The following is a 24,373-nucleotide window of genomic DNA, read 5'->3' as shown; positions in this document are numbered from 1 at the left end:
CAACGAAAGACGCGACTTGCGCCGAGAAAGCGCTTTGTCAATTCGAGTGGCTGTGCGTTTTGACACGGTCTGGGCCATAACGCGCCGCTGCAAGGCTGCGCGCATTGCACCGTGTGGATGGAGCCGTGGCATTCGACCACGCGATCCGCGGGGAAGCCAGCGGCTTGAAAGTGGCCGTCGACATTGCTCGTGTAGGCGCGAAAGCGCCGTGCCGAGCGTGGGCGGCCCAGGCCTGGATCAGGCGGTAGCCTTCGTGCGGCGTGGCGTTGCGGCAGACTTCGAGCGCGCGGCCGTAGAAGGTCCATGCCTGCACCGGCTTCGTCGTGAAGCAGTCGGCCTGCGTGAGCGAGCCGATCTCGCGTTCCTTCATGCCTTCGGGGAGCAGCTTCGTCCAGAGTCCGTCCGACCCGCGAAAGGCGGGCAAACCGGAGTCGACGCTCATGCCCGCGCCCGCGGCGATGACAATGGCATCGGCCGAGCGGATGAGCCTCGCTGCACGAAGAATGGCCTGATCTTGTTTCATGTTGGTCCCGTGTGCGTGAAGTGCAGTGTCCTGCATGGACACGTCTTCACACGATACCGACGGGAAGGGACAGCGACCGTCCTCAGGTTCCGCGCCGCTGCCGGTACGCTTCGAGCCACGGGCGGATGCCTTCTTCGTGCAGCCGTGCCGCAACGTCAGCGTTGATGCTCCAGTGGGCGGCGCGCTCGTCCGGTACGTCGCGCCGCGCCAGGATGCCGACGTGCTCCAGCACCGGCGCGAGCCGGCTGGTGTCGGGCGGGTTGCCGTTGGCCGTCAGAAACCAGGCCGTTCCCATGCCATTGCGCGCGCGGCGTTCGCGCACCCGATCGAAGGCGTTCGCAAGCGGAAACGGCGCGGTCTCGAAGTGCTCCAGCAGATACAGCAACATGCTGTCGATCTTCTGGTCGGCGAAAGACTTGACCAAGGCCAGCTCGGGCTGAAACTCGATGTCGATGCCAGAGTCCGTCACGCTGAACCGGGCGTTGCCATCTCCGACCATCTGTGCGCTTTCCCACTCCTGCTGTATCAGCCGCGCTTGCCGGTGTTGCGCCGCGCGCGGCGGCGTGGGCACGGCAGGCAGGCGCGCCTCGGCGCCATCGTCCGGCGCATCCAGGTCGTAGCCGATCATGAAAAGCGCGGACTCGAGCGCACGCATGGCGCGGCCGTGGCCTTCGATTGCCGCAAAGGCGCTGCCTTGTGCCTTCGCATGCTGAAGCACGGCTTGCAGCAGCCAGCTTGCCTTCATGTTCCACTCCACATGCATGCGAGCGCCGGCCAGCGATAGAAAGCGCAACTGGGCTTCGCCCGCATTGCGCCGCTTCGCCCGCGCAATCGCTCCGGCACGGGCGGGCGCCCACGGGAATTGCAACTCCGCGGGCACCGTCTCCTCCCCTAGCAAACGGCAGTACTTCACCGCCGCCAATCCGAGCGCGGCGGCCACGCGGCTGTCATAGATGATGAAATGGCGGCAGATGAGCGAATAGACCTTCGTCATGCCCGCGTTGAAGCGAAAGCCCGGCTTCGAGAACTCGGCGTGATCCGTGTCGCCGGCATCGATTGCATCACGGGTGCGGACGAGCAGATCCACCAGTTGTGCTTCGTTTCTGATCAACCACGAGATGTTGCCGGGACCGACGCCGCCCCACAGCATCACATCGACGCAGCCGGCGCGGGCGTCTGCGTTGTCGCGCCGCTCGAGCGCGGACAGCAACTCGTCGCGCAGCGCGCTCAACGCAAGTGCGCTCGATTCGAAACTGACGCCCTCCGCCACCCGCAGACGTGTCACGCCCGGCTGTGGCCAGTGATATTGCGTGAAGGCGTCGTACAGGCTGGCGCATTGCCACTGCCGGCGATCACGGCGGTTGAAGGAGGCATGCGCGAACGCTTTACTGTCGAGATTCTCGCTCAGCCATTCAATAAAAGATGGAACATGACCACTCGACAGGTATTCGTTCTTCGTCATCTCTCGGGCCCGCTATTGAAGGTAGGCGGCGATGATACTCGTCGCTCGGGACATTCGATGTCCCTTCGGCGAGAACGCTTGGGACATGAGATGTCCGATCGCGTGCTTAGGCTCGCAACCATGCCTCTATTCCTACTGAGTCTGCTCCTGCTGTTCCTGGCGACGCGCAAGAAAGGCCGCAAGCAAGGCATCATCGCGCGCGTCAACGCCATGCTCAACCTCGCGCTGGCGATCATGGCGACCATCGTGATCGGCGCCATCGCGATGGCGCTGCTCGGCATCGGAAAGGGCGGAAACGGGTGTTGAATGTCCATCGAGTCAGACCGTCCCCGCCCCTACGCGAGCACCAACCACCTCCGCAGATTTTCATGACCGCGCTCAGGAACGGGCGCACGGTGCCGTTAACCCCTCGAAACGCATGACGTCTCCTGAGAAAAGCGCGCGGCGCGCCGCCGCGTGAATCGGGGGAAACAAGAAGCTGTTCTCCAATAACACAGACTCTTTCTTCGGCCCGCGCCCCGGGCGCGAGAGGGAAACGGGGAAAACATGGCGGTGGACATCACGACCCTGGACGAATCGATCCTCGAGTTCTTGCCGACTTCGCAGCACGAAATCAAATGGATGTCGACGCCCGACGTCATGTCGGGTCTCGAAGTGAAGGGGCACAGGCTCTATATCAGGAAGGTCAGACGGCACCTGGAGGCGCTCGAAAAGAAGAAGCTCGTCATCTCCACGCAGCACGACGGCCGGCGCGAAATTCTCTGGCAGCGCGTGCCGTTCCTGAGCGGCGCGAGCGGCACCGCTTCGTTGATGGTGGCATCGGAGGCCGTCGCATTTCACATGCTCCAGCGGATCGCCCGGCACACCTTGCCCAAGGTCGTTCTCGGCGACATCGACAACCTCTTTCGTGCCGCGGAAGTCCGCCTCTCTCAGGAACACGTCGACGGGCGTCTTCATCGTGTGTGGCCGAACAAGGTCGATTCGGTCGACGGCGCCTTCAATCTGATCCGCCCCGCGCCCGGGGAAGACGTCTTCAATGTCATCAAGACGGCGCTCTTCTTCGAGCGCGTGCTGGAGGTGAAGTACCGCCCTCTTTCGATGAGCGGCGATGTCGAGCCGAAGAGGAAGGCGCTGTGGCCCCTCGCGCTTGTCGAGTCCGCGGGCGTCATGTATCTCGTCGCGCAAGATCCGGCGCACGCTCCGAGCCCGCGCAAGCCGAATCCGCTGCGCGGCCTGTTCCGGCTCGATCGCATGCTCGAAGCCTGCGAAAACGGCAAGACCTTCACTTACCCGGAAGACTTCAGCCTGCGCGAGTTCATCGAACACGAACAGCAGTTCGACTTCAAGGTCGAAGAGCCCGTGTTGCTGCGGCTCGCTTTCGAGGGCAACACCGGCAACCATCTGCTGGACTGGCGCATCTCCGACGATCAGGCGCCGCCGGTGCGGCTGGAAGACGGCCGCCTGCTCATTGCGGCCACGGTGCGGCCCAGCCTGAAGTTGCGCTGGTGGCTGCGCTCGTTCGGTGCGAACGTGGAGATTCTGGAGCCGCAGTACCTGCGCGACGAGTTCGCCGCCGAATACCGCAAGAGCGCCAGCCGTTACGCATAGTCTCGCGCGACATGGCCGGGCGCTCCATTCGAATGGGTTACTTTCCGGCCGCCGCCCAGATGAGACCGACAAGCTGGTTCCCGTTGCCGACCGCGCGGAAGTTCGCGTCGTAGGTACGGTCCGCACGGCAATCGTAAGTGCCGACGCTGCGGAAGTTGGCGTCGTAGGCGCGTTGCTTGCCATCGGCAAGGGTATCGATGCTGCCGATGACGCGGAAGTTGTTGTCGCGGATGTATTGCTTGCTCATCTGGGTGCTCCCTGAAGGATGCTCGTTGCGAACGCACGCCGCCTCCGCGCCCGCATGGATGACGGCGAGCGCGAGAACAGCGCGCATGACGAAGGTCTTCATGAGTGGTCTCCTTTGCCATGACGCCATTGAACCCGCCGATAGGGACAACTTCCGTCCTCGCCTGAACACGCGCGGCGAGGACGGCCCATGTCCCTCGAGCGAGGAGAATGGGTACTCCGAGAACAAGGAGAGCCCATGCCGATGCTTCTGCAACACATCGACGCCATCGCTCGCGTCAAACAGCGCGACGTGCTTTATCTGACGTTTCCGCCCGCGGAACCGCGAGCAGAGCATCGCCGGTCATACGAGAGTCTCGATATCCGCAAGCGGATCATCGCGTGGCTCGACGCGAACGCGCTCGGCTGGACGATGTGCGGTCACTTCGCCAGCGAGAACACGATGCGTTCTTACGCGGGCCAGATCTATATCGACGTGCCCTACGACACCGAGCATCCGGCTTATCAGCGCGTTCAGGCGTTTCTCGAATTCGAGGATGGCTCGATGCGCTTCGAAGACGTCCGGTTCTGGGTCGTGCCGCTCGAACAGGCGATGAAGAACGCGCATCACGACGAGCCCGGATTCTGGGAGCGCTGGGCCGACGATTTCTGACCTGGCGTTCAAACTTGTTCTTCTAACCGAAGTTATTTACGGAGCAACGGTGTTGATCGAGCGCGGGGTTCTGCAGTCCATCGAAATCGAATACGTACGGGAGCGGCACTTCGCGCAGCGGCGGCAGACGTCGAGTCATCGCGCCCCGCGCTATCTCGTGCGCTACCGGCTCGACGATCATGCGCAGAGAGCGATCGTGGCGACCGCGCCGTTTGCGCGTGACCTCATCGCGAAGCTGCGCGGCAGCCTGCCCGGCGACGAGATCGAAGCGTGGCTGTCGGACGACGGCGCGAGCCTCATCGACTGGACGAATCTCTCGGTGGAGCGTCTCGTCGATAAAGCGGGCACAACCTGGGACGATGAGTGACCGCTTCAGACGATGCGCAGCGCCGTGCGTTCGTGAGCCTTCGAACCGCGCGGCACCCACTCCTTGAGCAGGCGCTCATAGTCGGCGCGGTAATCACGCCCGCGAGCCACGAGGATTTCGCGCTCCGCATAAGCGAGATCGAGATTGCCGGTATGAAGGTATGCCGCATAGAGCGCCGTGCGCAATTGCACATAGAACAGATGTGTCTTGCTCCGCGGCGCGAGCGCACGGCGGCAATCGACCGGATAGATCCTGTCGAGTTCGGCGATCGCAGCGCGGCCTTTCCAGTCGACGAGTTCATGCTGCCCGTCGAGCAGTCGGCATCGGACGACCGTCGCTGCCGCGCAAAGCAGAGAAGGCCGATCGGCGCTTTCGTTCTGCGCCGCGTCGCCCTGAAACACCCACTGCCGTGACACGGTCAGCGCTTCGAACTCTTCATCCTGTCGCCGTGCGGCAAGACACGGTTCGAGGTGCGCATACTCTTGCCCTTCGATCACCCTGACGCTGTACGAGTAAAGCGGCTCCGCAATCGGCACGAACGGCTTGCGGCCGGCCAATTCGAGCCAGTTGCGCGCGCCCATTAGTTCGGCTGTCAACTGATAGGCATGAGGTGCATCGATCGCCAGCGTGCTGGCCAGTCGGTCGGCAAACGTGCGCAGGACGACGCGCGGCAGCGCCGCGAGCGGCATGTCGTCGTCGGATGGCTGAAACCATGCAGCAGCGGTGTCGATGAACTGCCACGCCTGTTCCCTGAAGTCGTCGGGCGTTTCCACGAGTTCGAATTGTTCTTCGAGACGTTTCCAGTCGAGCATCACGCTCGCGCGGGCAATCGCATCGCGGCTGCTTTCGAGGCTGATTCCAGGCAAAAGCGCGTGCAGACGAAGCGCCTTGGTCTCCATACGGCTTTTCATTTGATCGAGGAATTGCCGGACGGAAGATTCTTCCCAGGACGGAAGATGCATGGCAGTGGCGAGGATGCAGTAACGATCATACAAGCGGCGGGTCTCCGGAATCGAACGGCTTGCAGTGTGCACGCTGGTCGGGACGTCTTGCGTCCTCAGGTTTCAGCGCTTCCTGGAAGGACCCTTCCGAAAGCTCCGGGCATCGAATCCATGCTGTGCGATTCGGTCCTTGTCGCTGATGCTGATAGTCGGGTTCGACTCTGGAGCAAGCACGCCGCCCCAGAACATGTCGAGCTCCTGGAAAGCCTCGGCCGCACCGAAAAGCCGGTAGAACTGAATATCTTTCAACGGCGGATGGATCTGCAAAATCGACTTGTCGACGCGCGACCCGATCCGCAGGACGGCGATCGCAATCCTGGTCTCGATGCTCCACCGCATGAGCTCCGTACTTCCCTGTTGATGGAAATAGCGCTCCAGCCGATCGGTCAGCGTTCCGTTGGCAAGCGGATTGTCATACTCGAAAAGCGACTCGCGTTTCTTCCTCAGTCTTTCCCGCCCTAACAACGCTTCGAGATAGTGGCGCGCCTCCTCTCCGTCATAGAAGACGCGCTGTTCGATTACATCCGGCGTCGCGTTCGGAGTGGATCTAGCCGAGTCGCCGCGCAACCGGTGAACGCGCAGCGCCTTGTAGACGCGCCCACAGAAAACGACGATGCACGCACCGAGATAGACGCTTTCACGCCCGAGTTCGAAAGCGTCGGCGATGCCGGCGAGCCGGCCATAGCGGTCCCACACGCCTTCGCCATCACGATCGAGCTTCAGTTCGCTTGTCTGCGGATTGCGCACGAACACGCGCGACGGGTCGCTGCCATGGGACATGGCCGTGTCGTAATAGTCGTCGAAGGGGCTGCGAATTCTCAAGTGTCTCTCCCTGAAAGCCGGATCCGACACAGTCTCTCAGGCACAGCGGACAGACACCGTCCTCATGGCAATCAAGGGGCGCGGCGACATCGGCCGCCGCGCCCGTACATCGATTACGCCGTTGCGGCGCTGGCCAGGCTCGGCTCGACGCCGACGATAGCGCCCGTCGTCACGAACACGATCAGTCCGCGTTCCGCGCCCGTCATGTCGAGGTAGGCGCGCACCTGGGCACGATAGTGCTCCACGGTCCTGGCGTCGGGCCGCACATCGCTCTTCCAGTCGATGACGACGGCCGGACGTCCGTCGGCCCCGAGCGTAAGGGCATCGGCGATGCCGGCCGTCGCGGTCTCGCCGCCATCTTCTTCGATTGCGCGATAAACCGGATATTCCGGCACCAGCATCGCGCGCAAAGGCGCGATCTCCGGCAACGCGAACGTACGCGCGACGCATTGCGCGAGTTCCTGAGCAGAGATTGCGCTCGCGGCGTGGTTCGACACAAGCCGCGGGAACATGGCGATGAGCTCCTCCGCGCGCGCGGCAAGCGCCGCCGGGTCGTCGTCCGTTTCGCCGGTCAGCACTTCCTCGAACAGCTTGTGCAGGATGAGCCCGCGCTCGCGGCTGCCCTGAATCCCGGTGCCCGGGCTGGCTTCGGGCACGCTTTCGATCTCCTGCAATGCCTCCGGCGGCGCGGCCTGCAACACTGGCCCGGACGTGCCTTCGTCGCGGCTTGGCGCGAGCCACACGAGCGTGCGCTGCGTTGCTTCTATCGTCTGCGCTTCGGCCGCGAACGTTGCGCGCGTCTGGACGTTTTCCGGCGCACCCGCCGCCGTCCGCGCTGCCGCGACCCATCGCTCGACGTCGAGCGCGGGCAGCGTGTCGATGGCGAGATCGAGCAATCCGATCCATGTATTCTTCGGCGCTTCCACATCGGGTCGCGGCAGCACGAGCAGCTCGCGCGCGCGCGTGGCGGCGACGTACCAGAGACGAATGCGCTCGCGATCGAGCTCCGTCTTCTCGTCTTCGCGCGCGGACGCATAGCCGATCGGTTCGACGCCCAGAACCGGGCACAGGAACGTGTCGGTCGCGCGCTGCGCCACGGCGCCGTCCGCGGGTTTCACGCCCGTCATGGTGTTGACCGGAATGACGACCGGCCATTCGAGGCCCTTCGCCGCGTGCAAGGTGAGCAGCGCGACGGACTCTTCCGGCGCGTCGGCCTGACCTTCGACGGCCTTTTCTTCGTCCGACCAGGCGAGCGTCATCGCTTCGGCGAATGCGCCGAGGCCGCGGACCGCGTAGTCCGTCGACAGACCGAGATAAAGATCCACGTTGGCCAGCGCGCGCTCGGCCTCGCGTCCGTGACGCTCACGCAGAACGTGGCGCACGCGCATCACGTCGATCGCCTGCGAAAGCAGATCGTGCGGCGTGGTAACGTGGCTGCGCTTCGCGAGCGCCTGCAGCTTGCCGATCATGTCCCGTGCGAGCGGATGCGCGATGGCTTCGCTGTCCACGGCGAGATCGAGGCGCGCGACACGCTTGCTCTCTCCCTCGCCCTCGCCCGCGCCCGCGCGCGGCAGCGCCCAGACGATATCGAGCAAGTCTTCGTCCGTGAGCCCGACGAGCGGCCCGCGCAACAGCGCGCCGAGCGCCAGCGCGTCCTTGCGTTCAGCGAGGACGCGCGTGATCGCGATCAGATCCTGGATCTCCTGACGGCGAAAGAAGCCTTTGCCGGCTTGCGTCGCCACCGGAATGCCACGACGCTCCAGCGCCTCCTCGTAGCGCCAGAGGTCGCTGCCCGTGGGCGCGAGCAAGGCGATATCGCCCGGCCGGCACGGGCGCGCTTCACCCGTGCGACGGTCGAGAACGGAGCCGCTGCCGACGAGCCGCGCGCACAAGTCGCCCACGGCTTCGGCTTCGGCGTCGCGTTGTCTCGCCGTGTCGGCTTCGCCGTCCGCATCCGGCACGGCGATATCCAGCGCAGCCACGCATGCCTGTTCGCCGCGATCGCCGTGGAACGGATCGAGCGCGGTGAATCCCGGTTGTCCCTCGACCGAGAGCACGTCCTGAAAGCGCGCGTTCACATACTCGAGGATGGGCGCGCACGAGCGGAAGTTGGTCGAAATCGACAGCACGCTTTGCGGGTTCTGTGCGCGAAATGCGTCGCGCGCCATCACGTATGCGCCGACATCGGCGCCACGGAAACGATAGATCGCCTGCTTCGGATCGCCGACCAGAAAGAGCGCGCCGGGCCGGATACGAAAGCGCGTCCAGTCCCCGCTATCCGCGCCGGATGCCGGATCGCCGCACAGACGCCAGAAGATCTCCGTCTGGAGCGGATCGGTGTCCTGAAACTCGTCGACCAGCACGTAACGGTAACGCTCGCCGAGCGCGCGGCGCACGGCATCGTGCTCGCGCAGCAGGTCGCGCGCGGCGAAGATCAGATCGTCGAAATCAAGCAGTGCAGCCGTGCGCTTGTAGTCGCGATAGCGCGTGAGGATCTGCTTCGCGTCGTCGATGAGCGCGCTCAGCGCGTGGCTCGCCGCCGCCGCGAGGAGTTCGCCCCACGCTATGCCGAAAGCCTGATAAAGATTGCTGGCCTTGTCGTTCAGCCGCTCGCCGTCTGCACGGCTCAGGCCCTGCACCCTTGCCGCGTTGATCCATTTTTGCTTCTTGGCGTAGGCGCGCAATCCGCCGCCCTTGGTGAAGAGACGCTCGGGGCGCGTGACGAGAATGCGCACCAGAGCTGCGGGCGCCGTTGGATTGGGGCTCGCTGCGAGCGTCGCGGCGAAATCCTTCATGTCCTTCGCGATCTGCGCAGAATCGGCCTCCGGCGCCGGAGCCGCGCTCACGAAAGCGGCGAAGGTCGCCGTGGCACGCAGGAACGCAGCGAAGTGAGGGGGGAGCGCCGGAGCCGCGCTCGCGCACAGCGTGCGCCGCCGTCGCAGGTTCTCCGCGATTTTCGTCACGAGCCTCACCGTCTCGGCGGGCATTTCCAGCACCATTTCGGCGAGCACGCTCGTCTGCGTGCCGGCGAGGGCTTCGCGCAGCCAGCCATCGACGATTTCGCCGAACACGAGGTCGCACTGGTTGCGCACCATCACGCTAGCGCCGGGATCGAAATCCGCTTCGACCGGATACGGCTTGATGAGGCGCTGGCAGAAGCCGTGGATCGTCGAGCAGGTGATTTCGTCGATGGCCGCGGACGACGCGGCGAGATGCTCGAGATGGGCCGGCGACAGGCCGTCGGGGAGCGCAATCCGCAGTTCGGGCCCGATCCGCCCCTCCGAGAGCTCGGCGACGAATTCGCGCACGCGCGAGATCAGCTCGCTGGCGGCAAGCTCGGTGAACGTGACCGCGGCGATGGCGCGAGGCGCGACGCCGTTGGCCAGCATGAGCGCGATACGCCCCGCCATCACCGCCGTTTTGCCGGAGCCCGCGCCGGCTTCGACGAGGATCGACTGGTCGTGAACGCACATCGCGATGCGGCGCGCGTGATCGTCGCGCAGTGTTTGGGTCTTGTCGTGTGTCATTGGGCCTCCCAGACGGCGGCGAAGTCGGCGAGCCGACTAGCGGCGGCTTGCGCCTTGCGTTTGCAATAGGTCGCGCTCGCGTTCGCGGGCAGCGCGAACGCGAGGTCGTTGTCTTTCGAGGCCGCATCGGGGCCCGGAAGCGCCGCGCCCGCGGCGAAGCTCGTACGCGCGGCCTTCAGCCAGCCGGCGAGCTCGCCGAGCACGATATCGGCGTCGTCGAGCACGAGGTTGCTGGCGTCGCGCGGATAGAACAGCGATGCACTGACCGATACCTCGTCGCCCAGCAGCACCTTCACCGCGAAGGCGTAGAGGCAGCGCTGCAGCTCGCTGCCGCCGCTGATCCTGATGTCTTCCTTGGGCGTGCGGCCGGTCTTGTAATCGCGCACCGACGCGCGCGTGCCATCGCCCGAAATGTCGAGCCGGTCGATGTAACCCTTGATGCTGAATCCCGTATCGGGGATCGCGACGGGCGCTTGCGCGTCCCACGGAAGCGTGCCATCCGATTTCGGGGCAGCGCCGCCGAACGGCACTTCGCCATAGGCGCGCGCGCCGGGCAGCGCGTGGCCGCGCCAGTTCAGTCCGGCACAGGCCATCTCGCGCGCCTCATCGAGCGCTCGCCGCCAGATGATGTCGGGCGGCAGCGACCGTGCGTCTTCCCATTCGCTGGCGACAGTCTTAGCCGCGCGGTCCACCGCCGCCGCGACGGCAGCGGCGTCCGAGCGTGCAAGGCCCTGTGCGCTTTCGAGATCGCGCAGCGCGACGTCGAGCACGGCGTGGACGAGATTCCCCGTGTCGCGGTGATCGAGCATCAGCGGTTCGGCGCTGCTCGTCCGCTCCTGCCAGCCCAGCGCCTGAATCCACAGGAAACCCAGCGGATTGCGCAGCAGATGCTTCAGGGAACTGGCCGACTGCGGACGCCCGAGGACCTCGGCCACGAGCGGATGACCGGCGCGCACGAGACCGTCGTGCGCGGTGATATCGGCGCGCCGCCAGTCGGTCCAGCACGCGCGCGCGCTGATGGCCTGCGGCGCTTCGCGGAACTCGGAAGGCCGGGCCATGAGCCGGTCGGTTTCGCTGAAAGCGTGAACGGGCGCGCGATGGCGACCGAGGAAGGTCTCAGCGCCGAACGCCTTCGAGAGCGGGCTGCGTGCGAGCAGGCGGCCGTCGCCGTTGCGGCGCGCGCGCGACAGCACGACCTGTCCGGCTGTCGTCGCAAGGATGGTGTCGAAGTCGCGGCGATCCGCGGCGCTCACGGGCAGCGGATTGAACTCCGCAGCCGGGATGATGTGTTCGGGAATCAGCGGGTCTTCCGCGTTGCCGCGCGGCCATTGCGAGGCGTTGAGACCGAGCAGCCGCACGTGGCGGCGCGGCGAACCGGCGAGCGCGCTGGCGGGCATCCACGCGACGCTGACGGACGCCTCGCGCTGGTCGCCGCGCCGCGCGCCTTCGAGCGTCCCGTCGATTGACGCGGCGGGTCCGGCGAGCAGCGCTTCACGCCAGATCGCGAGCGCGCGGCCCTGGAGCATGGCCTCGCCGATTTCGCGCGCCGCATCGACGCCGCCGAAGAGACGTTCGACGAGCGCCAGCACGGCCGCGCCGTGATCCATGCCATCGGGCCAGTGCTCGGCCTTCACGCGCGCGAGCAGGCGTTTCCAGGCATCTGGCGACGACAGCGACGCATCGGGCGGCATGATCCTCAACCAGCCTTTCGGCAGCGCCCCCAACAACGGGGCGTCCTTACATAGCGCGGCGAGACGGCGCAGGCGCGACTGCGAGAGGCCGCGCACGACGATCTCGGCCAATGCCGCGGCCGCCTGACCTTCGCGGGTCGCCACGCTGCGCACGCCGTGCACGAAATGCAGATCAAGATTGGTGTCGGCGCTCAAGCTCAGAAGGAAGTCGTCGTACTCCGCCGTGGACGTGCTCGCGATCGCTATCTCCGAGGGCATGGCTTGCCCGGACGAGAGCAGCTCCCGCGCCCAGCGCATCGCCTCGATCGCTTCGTGCAGCGGCGTTGCCGCGCTCACGGCGGTGATGGCGGGCTTTGCGGGCGCGGCAGGCGAGATGGCGATTTCGCGTCCCTCCAGCCATGCCGGTGTCGCGCGCGGACCGGCGGACCATCGCACCGGGACGTGCTTCGCAACGGCCAGCAGCAGCGGTCGCCAGCACGGAGCCAGATCCGTTTGTCCGGCGACTTCCACGTTCCCCAGAACGGCGCTCGCGTGAGCGATACGCCGCATGGCCGCCGCCACGAGGTCGGCCGGACGCATCATGCCCGGTGGGAGCTGCGCGAGCACGGCGGATTCGAGTTTCGCCACGGCGTCGATGCGCGCATGGGCGTGTGCGCGCGCAGCCAGGTCGATACCGGCGTGCCACGCTTTCTGCAAGGTCTGAGCGGCGGCGTCGATCATGCCGGGCAGCGACTTGATGCTCTCCAGTTCGCCGATCCTGGTAACGGGCAACGCGGCCTTGAGCGCGCCGCGCAGGGCCGCGAAATCGATCGGGCGCGCGAAGCCGCCCGCGAGGCGCGCCACCGCCTGCTCAATGGTCATAATCTGCAGGCCGTGCCGTTGCTCACGCGCCGCCGCGAGACGGGCCGTGCGCGCAGCGAGCGCGTCCGGCACGATCAGTGTATTGCGAGCCATGCAGGCTCTCCTCGATGTCGTGATGAAGAAGCGCCAGCCGGTCTGCCAGGGCGAAATCGGGCATGGCGCTGTTCTTGTTTTCCAGAATCATGAGTGGTGGATCAGGCCACGATAGCTCCCGGACGAGATGAGTCCATCGCGCCGTCATCGAGGTATCGGCATAAAGGCCGGATTCTTTAACCGCATCGTTCACCGTAGCGCACGGCAGTACGCGGGAGGCAGGAGCGATCAGTCGACGGCCCAGCCGTCGCCGATCAGGTCGTTCATGGATTCGAAAGCAGGGACGTCGCCGGTGGAGCGATCGACGACGATGTATCGGTCGGATGCGGCGCTGCTCGAGGCAATCCCGAAGCGGCCGCCGATATGCTTCATCGGCACGATCGCGAAAGGCGAGCGGCTCGCCTCTCGCAAGGCGTCCCGCGTCTGTTTCGACAAGACATCGGACCAGCGCTTCGAGGCCATGTCAGTCTCTTCCCGGCTATTCAAAGTCGATGAGGACCGTTTCGAAGAAGACGCTCGAAAGACGCTCACCGGCGGGATCGCTTTTCAGGAACCGGCCGAAAGCAGCGCGCTCCTCTCGCGCTTCCTCTTCCAGCCTCTCAATGAGATTCAGACGCGCCAGTTCGCTCTCCGGCAGTTCGACGAGCGTGTCCGCGGTCAATCCGAGGCTTTCGAGCACGCCCGGCGCGCGATTCGCATTCTTTTCGGCGATCCACAGAATCGACAGTCTCACGAGTTCTTCGAGCGGCAATGCCAGCAGCGCCGCGGCAACGGCGCGCTCTTTGGCGTCGTGGCACAGGTTCATCATCGTTCTTTGTTGAGTCGTCTGTGAAGCGGGCCACGCCTTCGCCGCGTCGTCGGTCGCTGCGATCGCCCACAAGTCCAGCTCGCGCAGAAATTCGCGCAGTTGATCGAACAATATGGGCTGGAGGTCACGAGCGTCCGCCAGCCAGCGGCGCAAGACTCTGGCATGCGCCGGCTGCAACTTTTCCGTACCGAGCAAGGCCGCGCCAAGCTCCCTCGTCATCAACGGGATGGAGAGCAGGAACACGGATTTGAGCAGGTCGACGAGCGCGAGCGAAGCGAGTGCGTCGATTGCCGTGCCGCCGTCGCGAATCAGGTCGCGGATAGCGAAAAGGTCGGCCGTGCTGTCGCGCGGGCTGATCGCCGCATTCAGTGTCTGGCGGACGAAAGCGGCAACGTCCGGGGCGGTCGAGTGCCGGCTGCCCCCGATGTTCAAGACGCGTACGCCATGTCGCGATAGGAATCCAGCGAGCTTGTCGGACGCGCGCCCCGGCGAGAGCGCGATCCATGGCTTGCCGTGCTTGCGCGCGAATTCCGCGGTGCGCTTGGAGCCGCCGGACAATGGCTCGGTCATGGTGAAAATGATCGTCGCATCGCTGTCGCGGACGTTCCATTCCGTGCGCTGAAGATACGAAGCCGAAGGCGTTTCCTTCAAACGGAACTTCGGATCGAGCAACCCCTCCTCCGTCTTTCGGCCCTTCGGACACCATCCGCCGTGGTCGACTTCGTTGTCAATCGCCCAATGCAACCCCGCTTGATCGGCGCCTGTCTGTCCACCCGAAACGATCCTGAGTGCCTGCCGAACCAGTTGGACTTTCATTCGCCCCTCGCCATATCGAGACGTTGGCAGATATGCGATACGGCGTCTGCAATTTCCTGGGTCACCTCGGACGAATCGAGCGCTACGTGAAGCACCTCGCGCAAGTGTGCCGCGAACCGACGGCCATCTACCTTCGCCCCGTTTTGAAGCGCCGTCTCGACGCCGCCGACGTCGCACTTCCGGCAGGACAACTCCAGATAAGCGCTCCAGAAACGCTCGCGTGTTTTTGAAAGCGACCGGTCGGATTGGATCAGCCTACGCTGCACTTCGGCATATCGGCCGTGGATATACCCGGCTAGGAACGGAGGGCATCCGCTCAGACCAAGTGTGTCCGCCCGCGATTCAGGGCCAGCCATCATGCGCGGGTCGTCCTCCTGTTCGCTTTCGAAACGGATGTCGAGCGCACCGAATGCCAGCTCCGGTTTCAGGTCGAACGGGCTGACGTAGCCGAGCACCGTTGCGAGCTTTATTTCGCGGGACAGCCTGCTATGCATGAGGAAAGAGAGCATCGCGTCATGAAACTGCCCGTCGAAATTGAGCGGCCGCAGCTCGGCCTCGTGGAGCGTCGCCTCCCAAAGCGCGTCGATTTCTCCGAACGTCGCGCAATCGTCCAGCTTGCTGAACCAGTTATGTAGGGTGTGAGGTGTCAACCGAAAGCTCCGAGACGTATCAAAGAGATGCTCGATGCTAGGTTCAGCAAGAGACACTTTGGGTCCCTCGCCGATGGCACGTTGTGCGTATCGTGCGCTTTCAGATCAGTTGCTCCAGCCGGCTTCAATCAGGCGCGCGTCGAGCTGCCGGAGCATGTCCAGCGCACCACCGGCGAAACCGATGCCATCCTGCGGGGCGGCAACAGATTCACGCACGTTGATGCGGACCAGCCGATGGCGCGCGTGCCGCTGACTGAAGTTGCGCACCGTCGGCAGCGCCTTGCCCGCACCGAGTTCTACGACGACCGGGCACTGCACGGACGCATACCATGCGCGCAGGCGGGCTTCCTGCGCCTCGGAGTCCTTCTCGATCCAGAAGCCATCCCAGAACATCAGGATGTTCGGGCGCGCGAGTCTGCCGCAATCCGGACAATGCGGCATCCCGCCAACGATGCGCGCCGTATCAAGATCGACGACCGGTTGAAATACATCCGCCGGCCAGGTCGTCTGCCTGCAGGCCGCCACGCACTGCAATTGGTGAATTGTGCCGTGGCACTCATGGATGCGGCCCGGCGCGAAGCCCGCTTTCTGAAACTGACCGTCGACGTTGCTCGTGAAGATGAAGGCACCGCGCGGCATCTGCGCGGCCCACTTGTGCAGGATTGAAAATCCCTCGTGCGGCTCAGTTTCGCGATAGAGGCGCAGCCGATGACCATAGAAGCCCCAGGCGAGTGCCGGGTCTTTCTCGAACCGCTCTGCCGTCGCCATTTCCTCAAAACTGAAACCCTCGTGGCGGAGCGCAGGATAGGCGCGCCAAAAGCCCTCCTGCCCTCGAAAATCGGGCAGGCCTGAATCGACGCCCATGCCTGCACCAGCCGTGATGAGCAGGCCGTCCGCGTCCCTGATCCAGGAAACCGCTTTGTCGAAGTTTTCTGTTATGTTCATCGTTGCGCTCGGCCCTGGAGTTGAAAATTCAGTTCGAGTTTTGGCTAACGGGCCGAACTTCGTCCACGCCTACGCGTCGTGGCCTCAGTTGAAGCGGCTTGCAGAAACCATGGGTAGGCTGGGACAGTTCGTCCAGCAACCCGAAATACGTTCCTACCGTCCGGCCGACAACGACCAGGTCGTTGGCGACAACCGGCCTATCTATGAGCGGTGCATACTTTGCCGAGGCGCATCGATCTGGTCAACACAGCGAATGCGCTGCAGCGGGAGCCAATCGCCGTGTCAGCCGACGTGTTCATCGTCGAAATCAATGCTGATCAGAGCCGCGTCAAACGGCTGGTCAAAGAGCCGAATGCTCGTAACCGCCTTCCTTGCGTCGATCTCGGACAACAGCCGTTCGATCGCTGCGGCGCAATCTCGCGAGTTCGCCTGCTGTCTGGAGGTACGCGCGGGTATCAAGGCATCATCCTCAGGCAGAACGAAGTCGTGGGCCGCCAGTCCGCAGCAGTTCGGGCAGCCGGGCCGCATCAGCATGGTCCAAAGACTGCCTGAGCCGCGAAATGCCGGCAGCCCGGAATTGACTTTCACGCTCACGCGGACGTCATGACGATCGTGCTCGCCTCGCTGATAAGTTGTGCAGCACGCGCAAATCTCGCGATCTTGGTTCAAGCTTCTATAACTATGCCGGTCTTGGTATGAGTCGTGCGACGTATGTCAAGGACTAACGATATCTCCCTCAGAGGACAGGTCCTGTCCCTCGCGGATGCCGGATCGACAGCGAGAAACACTGAAACTGCGGCCGAAAGTGTCTGCCGCTTGCCATCGGCGGGGAACATCTTGCGGTCATGGACGCAAAGTACAAAGGGCCGACACTGAGCCACCCCTCACCCGGGCCGCAGCGTGAAGACCTCTCCAACTCGCAGCCTATCGCTACGGCGACGGCGACCCGATCTTCGCGCTCTGCCCTATCAGTCCTAGTCCCAGATGTATCTGCCGCCCGCCGAGCGTTACGGTCGTCTTCGAGTAAATCGCGCCTGGGCTTTCCGGAAGCGTAACGAGCGTCACTGCGGTTTGTCGGCCTTTATAGGTCGTTCGAGCGTTGTTCGTGCTGAGGCTGCTGTACTCCACATTCCGGCCATTCGCACCTCTTCGGCCGCGAATGACGAGTCATACCGGCGCCAATGCGTAGTTGCGATGCAACGCAACGCAGCCACTCGACACTTATCAACTTCAGCGTCTCATAACGGGGAACGTCTGTCATGTGAACGCACCTTCGTCGGTGCGGTTGGTGTCCGGATCAAAAGAACGCTCCGGTCCGTGAATCACGGCAGGACGTCTTCAAAGGACTCACCTGCCTGTTTTCTTCGGTTTGTTTCATTCAAGGCGAACGGCCTCGTTAGCCTCAGTTGGGCGTACCGTGACTCGTATCGACGGCTGGCGCGAAAGCGCGCGCTTGGCCGCCGGACCGTGCCGCCGGCGTTCACGCTGCTGACGTCGCGTCCGCCTCCCTTTCGAAAGCGTCCAGCGCACGCTTGAAGGCGTCGATAGCAACATTGAGAATAATGTCGCGATTCATTGCATCGATCACGCACTTCGCTCCGAATTCACCGGTTTGGATTAGCTTTCCGCCGCTCGCTTTGATTACTTGGTCTCGAAGCGCAATGCGCGTCGTATCATCAGCGACACCCTTTCGGTCGAGATAGTATTGGAATTCTGCGGGTGGTCCGCCATATGCGAGAGTGACAGTCTTGCCGTTCTGTTTTTTAAAACGAACCGAAAAGCGCTTTTCTCCCCAGTAAATGAACGCGCCAAGTTTGACTACTTCATCGACCAGATTCGTGTAAAACGGGCGCGCCGCATCATTTACGCTATTCATGAAGGTCGACTTGTCGATCCGGGGCGGCGTGCCACTTCGGTCTTTTGAACTGTTGGCTCGCTCCGTTGCGCCGACCAGGCTGGGAACAAGCACGCGGTCCTTAAGCCCTTCTCGCCAGTAGTGACGAATTTCCACCGCAAGGACCTCGACCTCTGACATCGTCTCATTCATGAATTCGACCAAGCGCTTCAGTTCTCGCGAGATCTCGTCCGCGACGAAGATAAGGCGCACCCGGCGCTTGTCGAGGTTCTCCATGATCTTGCTCCAGAAGGCCTCGTCAGTGAATAACGGCTGGTCTTCAGAGGAGTTTTCAGCGAGAAAGTCACCGAGCACCTCGGCCGAGTCTTTTTTGTCTCCGCAAGTCGCCGCGAACGTCGCCTTTAGCTTCTCCATTGTCCAATAGAGAACGCCGTTGGCTGCATAGTCGAGCATCTGAGCAACGACCTCTCGTCGTGCGCGAGGATCCGAAGACCTTTTACACTCCACCAACGTCGGCACACCGGCTTCATCGACGAAGAGATGATCAATGCGCCACTTGTCGCCGACCTCAGGACCGTTGGGCACCCCCAACTCCTTCCCGATCAAGAGCCAGCTTTGCGGAGACCCTGACATCTGCTCGCCAGGCAAAAGGTCGGGGTTAGCTGCCAGCAGCGTTTGGAGATCCGCCTCCGTCTTATAGTGCGACTCGTTCAAAACCGTAGTCGCCCCGTGCACATCTACAAGGAAAATCTTTGACTGGCTACTGCTCATGTCTCATTCATTTTATGTTCAGTCGATAGCGAACATATTAGCGACGTGGCTTGCAGCGCTATAGGGGCGAGCGCACATTGAAGAAATACTGACTCTTGAAGCTGTACTGGTGGATTCAACCGGTCGATGCAATAACTTGATGGAATCTCTCAGCTGGTGTCTCGTAATCTAGCGTCTTTCTTGGACGCTCGTTCAGCCTCCTCGCCACGGCATTGAGCTTTGCTTGCGAATAAGTCGACAGATCGATGCCTTTTGGGAAGTACTGTCTCAACAGCCCGTTCGCATTCTCGTTGGAGCCGCGTTGCCACGGATGCTTGGGGTCACAGAAATACACGGCAATGGCAGTGGCGATGGTGAACCGTTTGTGCCCCGCCATCTCGGTGCCGCGATCCCAGGTAAGCGATTTGTAGAGCTCTTGCGGAAGCTTGCCGGCGTGTTTGATGAGCGCCTTGGCGACGGTTTCACTGTCCTTGCTGTCAATCTTGACCAGCATCACATAGCGTGTGTGTCGCTCTACAAGCGTTGCAATCTGACTGTTACCGCTGCCGCACAGGAGGTCGCCTTCCCAGTGCCCCGGAACGGCGCGGTCCTCAACCGTAGCGGGACGTTCACTGATCGAAACAGCGTCGCGGATACGACCGTGATCCTCGGTCTTCTGCGTGTGATGACGTGAGCGACGCATGGCACGGGTGCGTCGCAGGTGCTCCAGCAGCTCTTTCATCAGCGCGCCGCGTGCTTGAATAAAGAGCGTTCGATAGATCGTTTCGTGAGACACGTTGAAGCCCTCGTTGCCCGGCCATGTTCGCTTTAGCCATCCGGCGATCTGCTGCGGAGACCATTCCAGTCGCAGCTTTGCCGCCACGAGTTTTGCCAGCGCCGGTGTCGCGACAAGTTTGCACGCCGTCGGGCGCAGCGCCCGTTGCCAGGCAAGCTCATCGGCGGAGTCGGACCGATAGCCATTCTCGCCGCTGTTGCGCTTGATCTCGCGGCAGATCGTAGACGGCGCTCGCGACAGGCGCCGTGCGATCGATTGGATCGAATCATCCGCTGCAAGACCTCTTGAGATTTCTTCGCGCTCGGCAAGCGTGAGCGACCGATTCGATCGCCGCCGCGGCGGAGGCTGGATTCCTCCAGTTTGCGCCAGTATTCCCGCTACGGATGAATGGTCACGATCGAATAGCTGCGCAATATGCTGCAGCGACTCGCCCGCACGCCAGCGCTCCCACATCAGTGCCTTCTGACTCTCACTGTAATAGATGCGGCGTCTCTGTTTCATCGCAACACTCCCGCCGCTTACATGGCGTTATTGTGTTGCATCGACCGGTTGAATCCGCCCTTCGAAGCGGCTCCCAGAGCTCGCCGTTGCAGCTTTGCGAGGATCATGCTAAGAGCTTAAGCATAGGGCCGATGAGCGCGAACCAATCGAGAGAGCGAACCCCTTTGTGTTAGCGGCGCCTAGATCATCGTCTGCGCTTCGCCTCGTTTGCGGCCTTGCTGGGCATCTTCCCTCGTGAACCGCTTCGCGACACGTCTGAATCAACCGCCGTTAGCGCGCCTTGCGCATTGAATGTCTCCTGCAAACAAAGCGCATACCGCCGCGCGTAGCGCAGCAGCGACTCAACGAGCCTCTGCTTGCGATCTTCGCCTGTTTCAGGAGATGCTGCCTTCCACCACGCTTGCTCCGCCGATTCGCTGTCAGCGATGTCGTCGTATTCGGGCACACCAGCGACCCCATGCGCTACGGGCACGTCAATTGAATGCGCGAAGCGTTGCAGAAAGGCTCCAAGTTCGGCGCAGTATTCGGGAACGCTTGCGCGCAGGGCCTCCACGCACGCGCGATCGACAGACGTGGCGACGATGACGCCTTGATCACTTCCGAACGCATCGAGCAGAGTGCGAGCGAATTGCTGCTTGGAGGGCACGTTGAAGGAGTCGAGATGTGCGCGCTGGACGAGATGCCCTGGCTCCGTCTCCGTCTGGCATGACCACAGAACCGGTATGCGCTGGTAAGGCCGCGTTCCGGTCCACCGAGGCACCGGTGAGGCGATCGCCTCGACATGGAGAAAGTGTCTGGGATACGGAAGCACCGCGGACGAACGCGCGCTCGCGTAATGAGCGGTCCGGCGGCTCACGCGACTCCGGTCCGCCGCCTGCGCGCCACAATGCGCCATGAATGGACACGCATACGGCGAGGAGCAATGCGAGCCAACGGCAATCTCCGGTTCTTCTCCACGCAGCACTGTACGCAGGTCTTCAACAACGCCACCCACCGCCGCCTTCAGACGCGCGACTTCTTCCGTGGCGTCGATATACCGGAGCAATCCACCGTAGTCGCCGCCGCCCGGGTAGACGAAGCGGCTGTCGATGCACGCGAGCGTCACCTGGCGGACCGGATAACCTGCGCCTTCCGCAACCCACACCTGAACGGCGCAGTCCTGGTAGAAGTAGTCCTTGATGGCGCTCGCCGCCTTTACTTCAGTCATGTGCCAGCCGTCTGCGCAAGACGCGAATCCGTCCGCACGCGCCACGACATTCCCATAGGAAAAGGCCGCTTCATAAACCATCGTGCCTCGCGCCGATGCGCGTTCCAGCGCAACCCGCGTTTTGTCGACAGCCTTCGCAATGTCCAGCACGTGACCGACCAACTCCCCCTGCCCCATAAGCGGACGGGCGCATTCGCCGAACAGATGCCCCATCCTGAAGATATGTTCACTTGCGGGCGAAACACGCATGAGTTCACGACGATGCGTCTCCAGCCACAAGCGCTTACGACATTGCAACCCCGCCATGATTCTCGATTTAGAAAGACGAAAGCGTCCGGACATATCCGTTTTGTTCGAGCCGTCGATATGCAACACTCTGCCGGTGAACCGGGACACAACATGTCTCTTCGAACTCGTAGACTGAGTTGCAGCGGTTATTTTTCCGAGACTTCAATCGAACACCGGTGCATCCGGCCGGCGCATGATCGGCTTCTTCGGCGGATGTCTGTTCGACTGCGCACCGCTGCCGATGGCGCAACATGATTAAGCTGGATCGCGAGACAGTCGCAACGCTAGTTCTTTCCGCACAAAACCAAAGACACGCTAAGGATCGATATGCCGAAGTTGTCGAAAGAAACGCTGGATTTCCGCAAGCTCAAATGCAACTTCGTCAACGAAGTGCTCAGGAACCTGTCGAACACTGGTGATCCGCTCGCCACGGTCAGCTTCGGCACCTCCGGCGGAGGTATCCAGCCGAACTATGAGATCACGCCGGTATCGGGAGAACCGGTCGCGTATCGCGGCAATACGCACCAGGCGGTCGAAGATCGCGATCAGTGGAGCGCCGGCAATCTGACCGAACCGTTCAGCCGAGATGAAGTTGAACAAGGCTTCGACATCTCGCTGAAATCGATCGACGTGGCCAAGAAATACATCCTGGACAACCTGAAGGCTCATCCGGAGAAGTACTCGCATCCCGGCAAGGACCATGCTTCGTTGCTGATCGAAGCGGTGATGGGCGGCACGCCGCTCACAAAAGCATTCGCCGATTTATATAAGGTGCAGAACACCAAGCCTTTCCCGCAGACGGAAACCGCACCCGTTCACCGCGATACCGAGCGTTTGATCAGCAATGAAGCGTTGAGCCTGAGCGACATCCCGCACGCTGACGCACCCTATGAAGAAGTCGTACGCTTCGGGCATACGTTCGACGGATATCGGCAAATGGGCTCGTTCGAGGCGTGCGCCGCCGTCGCACACGCCAAAAAGCATGGCACGCTTAGCGAATTGCGCGCGTGCCTGTTCTTCGAGCAGCGGGCTTCGCGGCATTCGGGCGAGGATCCGGATGAAACCGGCCTCGCTTATGAATATGGATTGCTGGAGAAAATTCGCCAGAAAGTCATTGAGAACGCGCGGGACTGAGCAGCATTCGACATGAACGACGCATTGACGCAGCCGTTATACGACGAGTTTCCCGTGCTTTACGCCGGACGGATCAAACCTGCCAGCGACAGTTCGATGTGCTGGGGTTTCCAGTGCGGCGACGGCTGGTTCGCCCTGCTGCGCGAACTGTCGATGCACTTGACCGATTACGCCCGCGAGGAAACCAGCTTCCATCTCGAAGCGGTCGGGGTAAAGGCGAAAGCGGGCTATCTCCGCTTCGAACTGGCCTTCGGCACCGACTGGACCGAGGCTTGCATCGAGGCAGCCCGCCGTCGCGCCCGCGAGACTTGTGAGGCGACAGGCAAGCCGGGCGCCTTGTGCCGTCCAGCGCGCGGTTCCCGTCATGCATGGGCTTATCGCGTGCTGTGCGATGAAAAAGCGAATGAACTCGGATACTCGAAAGTCATGCGAGATTTGTCGCCGCCGAACTAGACCCGCCGGTCATCGCGCCGCGATGATCCCTTCTTCGACATGTCACGGAGAGAAATGAGCATGACATGGTTCAAGCAAGTTTTCGGCTTCAACGAATCGACGTATGAAGAGACGCAAAAGCGCTTTCATGTCGAATCGGAGCAGTTGCTGACCGATAGCGATCCGCCAAGACGTTTTCACGTTGGAACGTTGAGCGTCCCGAGCCTGGACGAGCTTCGCGCGCAGATGAGTGCCCTTTCGAAGCCGGACGGAACGCGGCTCACGCTGCGGACCATCGTCGCAAATGCCTACGCGCTGCATACACGGCCCGAAGCCAACGGCGCGTTGATTCAGGTCGCAAGTCAATTCAATCTGCTCGAAATGGTCGGCCCGGGGGTCGCGCCGGAGGATGGCATCACGCGTTATCGGAACGACTTCACGCAGGGGCCGGCCTGCGCGATGGCTTGTGCGCCCGCCACGGTCTTCCGCAATTACCTCGCTTCCGTCGATGGCCAGCAGGGGCAGACTCGTGACCACCAGATCAATACATTGCACGATCTCGACCGGGCGCTTGGCATTTCCGGCATCCAGATGCAAAACGGATACGCGCTGCTGGACCCGCGAACCGTGCGTGCAATCGGCCAACACATCCGCGGCCTCGATGAATCTGAGCGCGACGCGCTGCGCAAGTGCCTGCGTATTGGGCTGCATAGCGATACGGAAGTCACCGCGGACGGCGCACCTCCCGGGCAACGCGTGACGCAAGCCCTGTGTTCCGCGCTGCCGGTCGCGGACTGGGCGCCGTTTGCATCGTTGGTTCTCGAAGCCAGCTACGAAGCGGCGGTGCTGGCCGCCGTGCTTAACCACCGCCGGACTGGCAACGCCAGGGTCTTTCTGACGATGGTCGGAGGCGGAGCATTCGGCAACGAACGGGCGTGGATCATTCAAGCCGTGCGACGTGCATTGCGCTTCGTACACGATCACCCGCTTGATGTCGTGATGGTCTGCTTCGGGAAAGTATCGTCGGATCTCGCGGAACTAGCGGCCGAGATCGACGCGGGCGTCTAGCGCGCAGTCTATGAGAAGATCGCGCCCGCTCGAGCTAATGCGGCGCGACGGGCCGGTCAAACATCGAACGAGCAAAACTCATGAGTGCAGCCATCATAACGTCCGACTGGATTCTGCAAACGGTACAGACCAGCGCGGCTGCGCTCTCATAAGAATCACCCATGGCCTTCAACGCATTGCCTACGACTCGTGCCTTATGGGGAGTCCTCGCTAACGGGGATCTCGCGACCATGTTCGATTCTAGAACGGCCGAACACCACTAGTCAGCTG

At 62.7% G+C, this 24,373-nt stretch carries 23 protein-coding genes and 1 pseudogene; 7 read left to right on the top strand and 17 right to left on the bottom strand.

Annotated elements, in window-relative coordinates; genetic code table 11:
• The 3 genes and pseudogenes from AWB78_RS49440 to AWB78_RS37105 all read right to left on the bottom strand — a co-directional run.
• The coding region (locus AWB78_RS49440; protein ID WP_332460139.1) for a Sir2 family NAD-dependent protein deacetylase at positions 1-305 on the bottom strand (305 nt) is incomplete at its 3' end.
• Positions 278-442 (bottom strand): annotated as a pseudogene (locus tag AWB78_RS49435) (SIR2 family NAD-dependent protein deacylase); the annotation flags it as partial. The pseudogene AWB78_RS49435 and the gene AWB78_RS49440, both read right to left, overlap by 28 nt.
• A 163-nt stretch (positions 443-605) precedes the next feature.
• Entirely contained in the window at positions 606-1,985 is a 1,380-nt protein-coding gene (locus AWB78_RS37105) for a hypothetical protein (protein WP_062611697.1), read from the bottom strand.
• A 90-nt stretch (positions 1,986-2,075) separates the two neighbouring features.
• Here AWB78_RS37105 and AWB78_RS37100 point away from each other — a divergent pair, with 90 nt between their 5' ends.
• Together AWB78_RS37100 and AWB78_RS37095 are read left to right on the top strand one after the other, a co-directional pair.
• Positions 2,076-2,291 carry a hypothetical protein gene (locus tag AWB78_RS37100; RefSeq protein ID WP_062611696.1) on the top strand — a complete coding sequence of 72 codons (216 nt, stop codon included), beginning with the start codon at positions 2,076-2,078 and terminating at the stop codon, positions 2,289-2,291.
• A gap of 246 nt (positions 2,292-2,537) precedes the next feature.
• Entirely contained in the window at positions 2,538-3,593 is a 1,056-nt protein-coding gene (locus AWB78_RS37095; RefSeq protein WP_082883568.1) for a helix-turn-helix transcriptional regulator, read from the top strand.
• 37 nt (positions 3,594-3,630) lie between these two features.
• Here AWB78_RS37095 and AWB78_RS37090 read toward each other — a convergent pair whose 3' ends face one another.
• Positions 3,631-3,942 carry a hypothetical protein gene (locus AWB78_RS37090; protein WP_082883567.1) on the bottom strand — a complete coding sequence of 104 codons (312 nt, stop codon included), beginning with the start codon at positions 3,940-3,942 and terminating at the stop codon, positions 3,631-3,633.
• Between the two features lie 135 nt (positions 3,943-4,077).
• Here AWB78_RS37090 and AWB78_RS37085 point away from each other — a divergent pair, with 135 nt between their 5' ends.
• Positions 4,078-4,491 carry a hypothetical protein gene (locus AWB78_RS37085; protein WP_062611694.1) on the top strand — a complete coding sequence of 138 codons (414 nt, stop codon included), beginning with the start codon at positions 4,078-4,080 and terminating at the stop codon, positions 4,489-4,491.
• Between the two features lie 49 nt (positions 4,492-4,540).
• Positions 4,541-4,858 (top strand): hypothetical protein, encoded by a 318-nt coding sequence (locus AWB78_RS37080; protein ID WP_062611693.1) that lies wholly within the window; start codon positions 4,541-4,543, stop codon positions 4,856-4,858.
• A gap of 5 nt (positions 4,859-4,863) precedes the next feature.
• Here the strand turns inward: AWB78_RS37080 and AWB78_RS37075 are convergent, their stop codons facing one another.
• The 13 genes from AWB78_RS37075 to AWB78_RS37020 form a co-directional block, all read right to left on the bottom strand.
• A complete protein-coding gene (locus AWB78_RS37075; RefSeq protein ID WP_062611692.1) occupies positions 4,864-5,757 on the bottom strand; it encodes a hypothetical protein in 894 nt (297 codons plus the stop codon).
• A 165-nt stretch (positions 5,758-5,922) separates the two neighbouring features.
• Positions 5,923-6,681 (bottom strand): hypothetical protein, encoded by a 759-nt coding sequence (locus AWB78_RS37070; protein ID WP_074173624.1) that lies wholly within the window; start codon positions 6,679-6,681, stop codon positions 5,923-5,925.
• Positions 6,682-6,794: 113 nt separating this feature from the next.
• Positions 6,795-10,208 (bottom strand): UvrD-helicase domain-containing protein, encoded by a 3,414-nt coding sequence (locus AWB78_RS37065; protein ID WP_062611690.1) that lies wholly within the window; start codon positions 10,206-10,208, stop codon positions 6,795-6,797.
• Positions 10,205-12,853, bottom strand: coding sequence for a PD-(D/E)XK nuclease family protein (locus AWB78_RS37060; protein WP_062611689.1), 2,649 nt, complete (start codon positions 12,851-12,853; stop codon positions 10,205-10,207). Before AWB78_RS37060 ends, AWB78_RS37065 begins: the two co-directional genes overlap by 4 nt.
• Complete coding sequence (locus AWB78_RS47040; protein ID WP_157697742.1) at positions 12,783-13,046, bottom strand: hypothetical protein; 264 nt, start codon at positions 13,044-13,046, stop codon at positions 12,783-12,785. Before AWB78_RS47040 ends, AWB78_RS37060 begins: the two co-directional genes overlap by 71 nt.
• Before the next feature lie 35 nt (positions 13,047-13,081).
• Complete coding sequence (locus AWB78_RS37055; RefSeq protein WP_062611688.1) at positions 13,082-13,315, bottom strand: hypothetical protein; 234 nt, start codon at positions 13,313-13,315, stop codon at positions 13,082-13,084.
• Between the two features lie 16 nt (positions 13,316-13,331).
• The gene (locus AWB78_RS37050; RefSeq protein ID WP_232478030.1) at positions 13,332-14,477 is read right to left on the bottom strand and encodes a putative molybdenum carrier protein; all 1,146 of its coding nucleotides are present in this window, start codon (positions 14,475-14,477) and stop codon (positions 13,332-13,334) included.
• A complete protein-coding gene (locus tag AWB78_RS37045) occupies positions 14,474-15,127 on the bottom strand; it encodes a hypothetical protein (RefSeq protein WP_062611687.1) in 654 nt (217 codons plus the stop codon). The genes AWB78_RS37050 and AWB78_RS37045 overlap by 4 nt, the downstream gene beginning before the upstream one ends.
• A 105-nt stretch (positions 15,128-15,232) precedes the next feature.
• Positions 15,233-16,072 (bottom strand): SIR2 family NAD-dependent protein deacylase, encoded by an 840-nt coding sequence (locus tag AWB78_RS37040; RefSeq protein ID WP_062611686.1) that lies wholly within the window; start codon positions 16,070-16,072, stop codon positions 15,233-15,235.
• A 282-nt stretch (positions 16,073-16,354) separates the two neighbouring features.
• On the bottom strand, positions 16,355-16,666 hold the full coding sequence (locus tag AWB78_RS37035) for a hypothetical protein (protein WP_157697741.1): 312 nt from the start codon (positions 16,664-16,666) through the stop codon (positions 16,355-16,357).
• A gap of 886 nt (positions 16,667-17,552) precedes the next feature.
• Entirely contained in the window at positions 17,553-18,698 is a 1,146-nt protein-coding gene (locus AWB78_RS37030) for a PDDEXK family nuclease (RefSeq protein ID WP_062611684.1), read from the bottom strand.
• 115 nt (positions 18,699-18,813) lie between these two features.
• The gene (locus AWB78_RS37025) at positions 18,814-19,974 is read right to left on the bottom strand and encodes an IS30 family transposase (RefSeq protein ID WP_062611683.1); all 1,161 of its coding nucleotides are present in this window, start codon (positions 19,972-19,974) and stop codon (positions 18,814-18,816) included.
• Positions 19,975-20,158: 184 nt separating this feature from the next.
• Positions 20,159-21,577, bottom strand: coding sequence for a DUF2779 domain-containing protein (locus AWB78_RS37020; protein ID WP_082883566.1), 1,419 nt, complete (start codon positions 21,575-21,577; stop codon positions 20,159-20,161).
• A gap of 219 nt (positions 21,578-21,796) precedes the next feature.
• Here AWB78_RS37020 and AWB78_RS45485 point away from each other — a divergent pair, with 219 nt between their 5' ends.
• From AWB78_RS45485 to AWB78_RS37005, 3 genes are read left to right on the top strand one after another with little or no spacing between them, the layout of a single operon-like run.
• Positions 21,797-22,603, top strand: coding sequence for a hypothetical protein (locus AWB78_RS45485; RefSeq protein ID WP_082883565.1), 807 nt, complete (start codon positions 21,797-21,799; stop codon positions 22,601-22,603).
• A 12-nt stretch (positions 22,604-22,615) separates the two neighbouring features.
• Complete coding sequence (locus AWB78_RS37010; RefSeq protein ID WP_062611681.1) at positions 22,616-23,056, top strand: hypothetical protein; 441 nt, start codon at positions 22,616-22,618, stop codon at positions 23,054-23,056.
• A 60-nt stretch (positions 23,057-23,116) separates the two neighbouring features.
• Complete coding sequence (locus AWB78_RS37005; protein WP_062611699.1) at positions 23,117-24,103, top strand: hypothetical protein; 987 nt, start codon at positions 23,117-23,119, stop codon at positions 24,101-24,103.
• Positions 24,104-24,373: the final 270 nt, after the last annotated feature.

Origin of the sequence: Caballeronia calidae (assembly GCF_900044055.2) — a bacterium.
Classification (GTDB): Bacteria; Pseudomonadota; Gammaproteobacteria; order Burkholderiales; family Burkholderiaceae; genus Caballeronia; species Caballeronia calidae.
The sequence above is the reverse complement of the archived record's forward strand: the minus strand, read 5'-3'. Positions and strand labels throughout refer to the sequence as shown.

Bases quoted from the DNA above. Each gene is read 5' to 3' on its own strand.
- AWB78_RS37105 (WP_062611697.1), bottom strand. From the start codon at position 1,985: ATGACGAAGAACGAATACCTGTCGAGTGGTCATGTTCCATCTTTTATT.
- AWB78_RS37100 (WP_062611696.1), top strand. From the start codon at position 2,076: ATGTCCGATCGCGTGCTTAGGCTCGCAACCATGCCTCTATTCCTACTG.
- AWB78_RS37090 (WP_082883567.1), bottom strand. From the start codon at position 3,942: ATGAAGACCTTCGTCATGCGCGCTGTTCTCGCGCTCGCCGTCATCCAT.
- AWB78_RS37085 (WP_062611694.1), top strand. From the start codon at position 4,078: ATGCCGATGCTTCTGCAACACATCGACGCCATCGCTCGCGTCAAACAG.
- AWB78_RS37075 (WP_062611692.1), bottom strand. From the start codon at position 5,757: ATGGAGACCAAGGCGCTTCGTCTGCACGCGCTTTTGCCTGGAATCAGC.
- AWB78_RS37065 (WP_062611690.1), bottom strand. From the start codon at position 10,208: ATGACACACGACAAGACCCAAACACTGCGCGACGATCACGCGCGCCGC.
- AWB78_RS37060 (WP_062611689.1), bottom strand. From the start codon at position 12,853: ATGGCTCGCAATACACTGATCGTGCCGGACGCGCTCGCTGCGCGCACG.
- AWB78_RS37055 (WP_062611688.1), bottom strand. From the start codon at position 13,315: ATGGCCTCGAAGCGCTGGTCCGATGTCTTGTCGAAACAGACGCGGGAC.
- AWB78_RS37050 (WP_232478030.1), bottom strand. From the start codon at position 14,477: ATGAAAGTCCAACTGGTTCGGCAGGCACTCAGGATCGTTTCGGGTGGA.
- AWB78_RS37040 (WP_062611686.1), bottom strand. From the start codon at position 16,072: ATGAACATAACAGAAAACTTCGACAAAGCGGTTTCCTGGATCAGGGAC.
- AWB78_RS37030 (WP_062611684.1), bottom strand. From the start codon at position 18,698: ATGAGCAGTAGCCAGTCAAAGATTTTCCTTGTAGATGTGCACGGGGCG.
- AWB78_RS37025 (WP_062611683.1), bottom strand. From the start codon at position 19,974: ATGAAACAGAGACGCCGCATCTATTACAGTGAGAGTCAGAAGGCACTG.
- AWB78_RS45485 (WP_082883565.1), top strand. From the start codon at position 21,797: ATGCCGAAGTTGTCGAAAGAAACGCTGGATTTCCGCAAGCTCAAATGC.
- AWB78_RS37010 (WP_062611681.1), top strand. From the start codon at position 22,616: ATGAACGACGCATTGACGCAGCCGTTATACGACGAGTTTCCCGTGCTT.
- AWB78_RS37005 (WP_062611699.1), top strand. From the start codon at position 23,117: ATGACATGGTTCAAGCAAGTTTTCGGCTTCAACGAATCGACGTATGAA.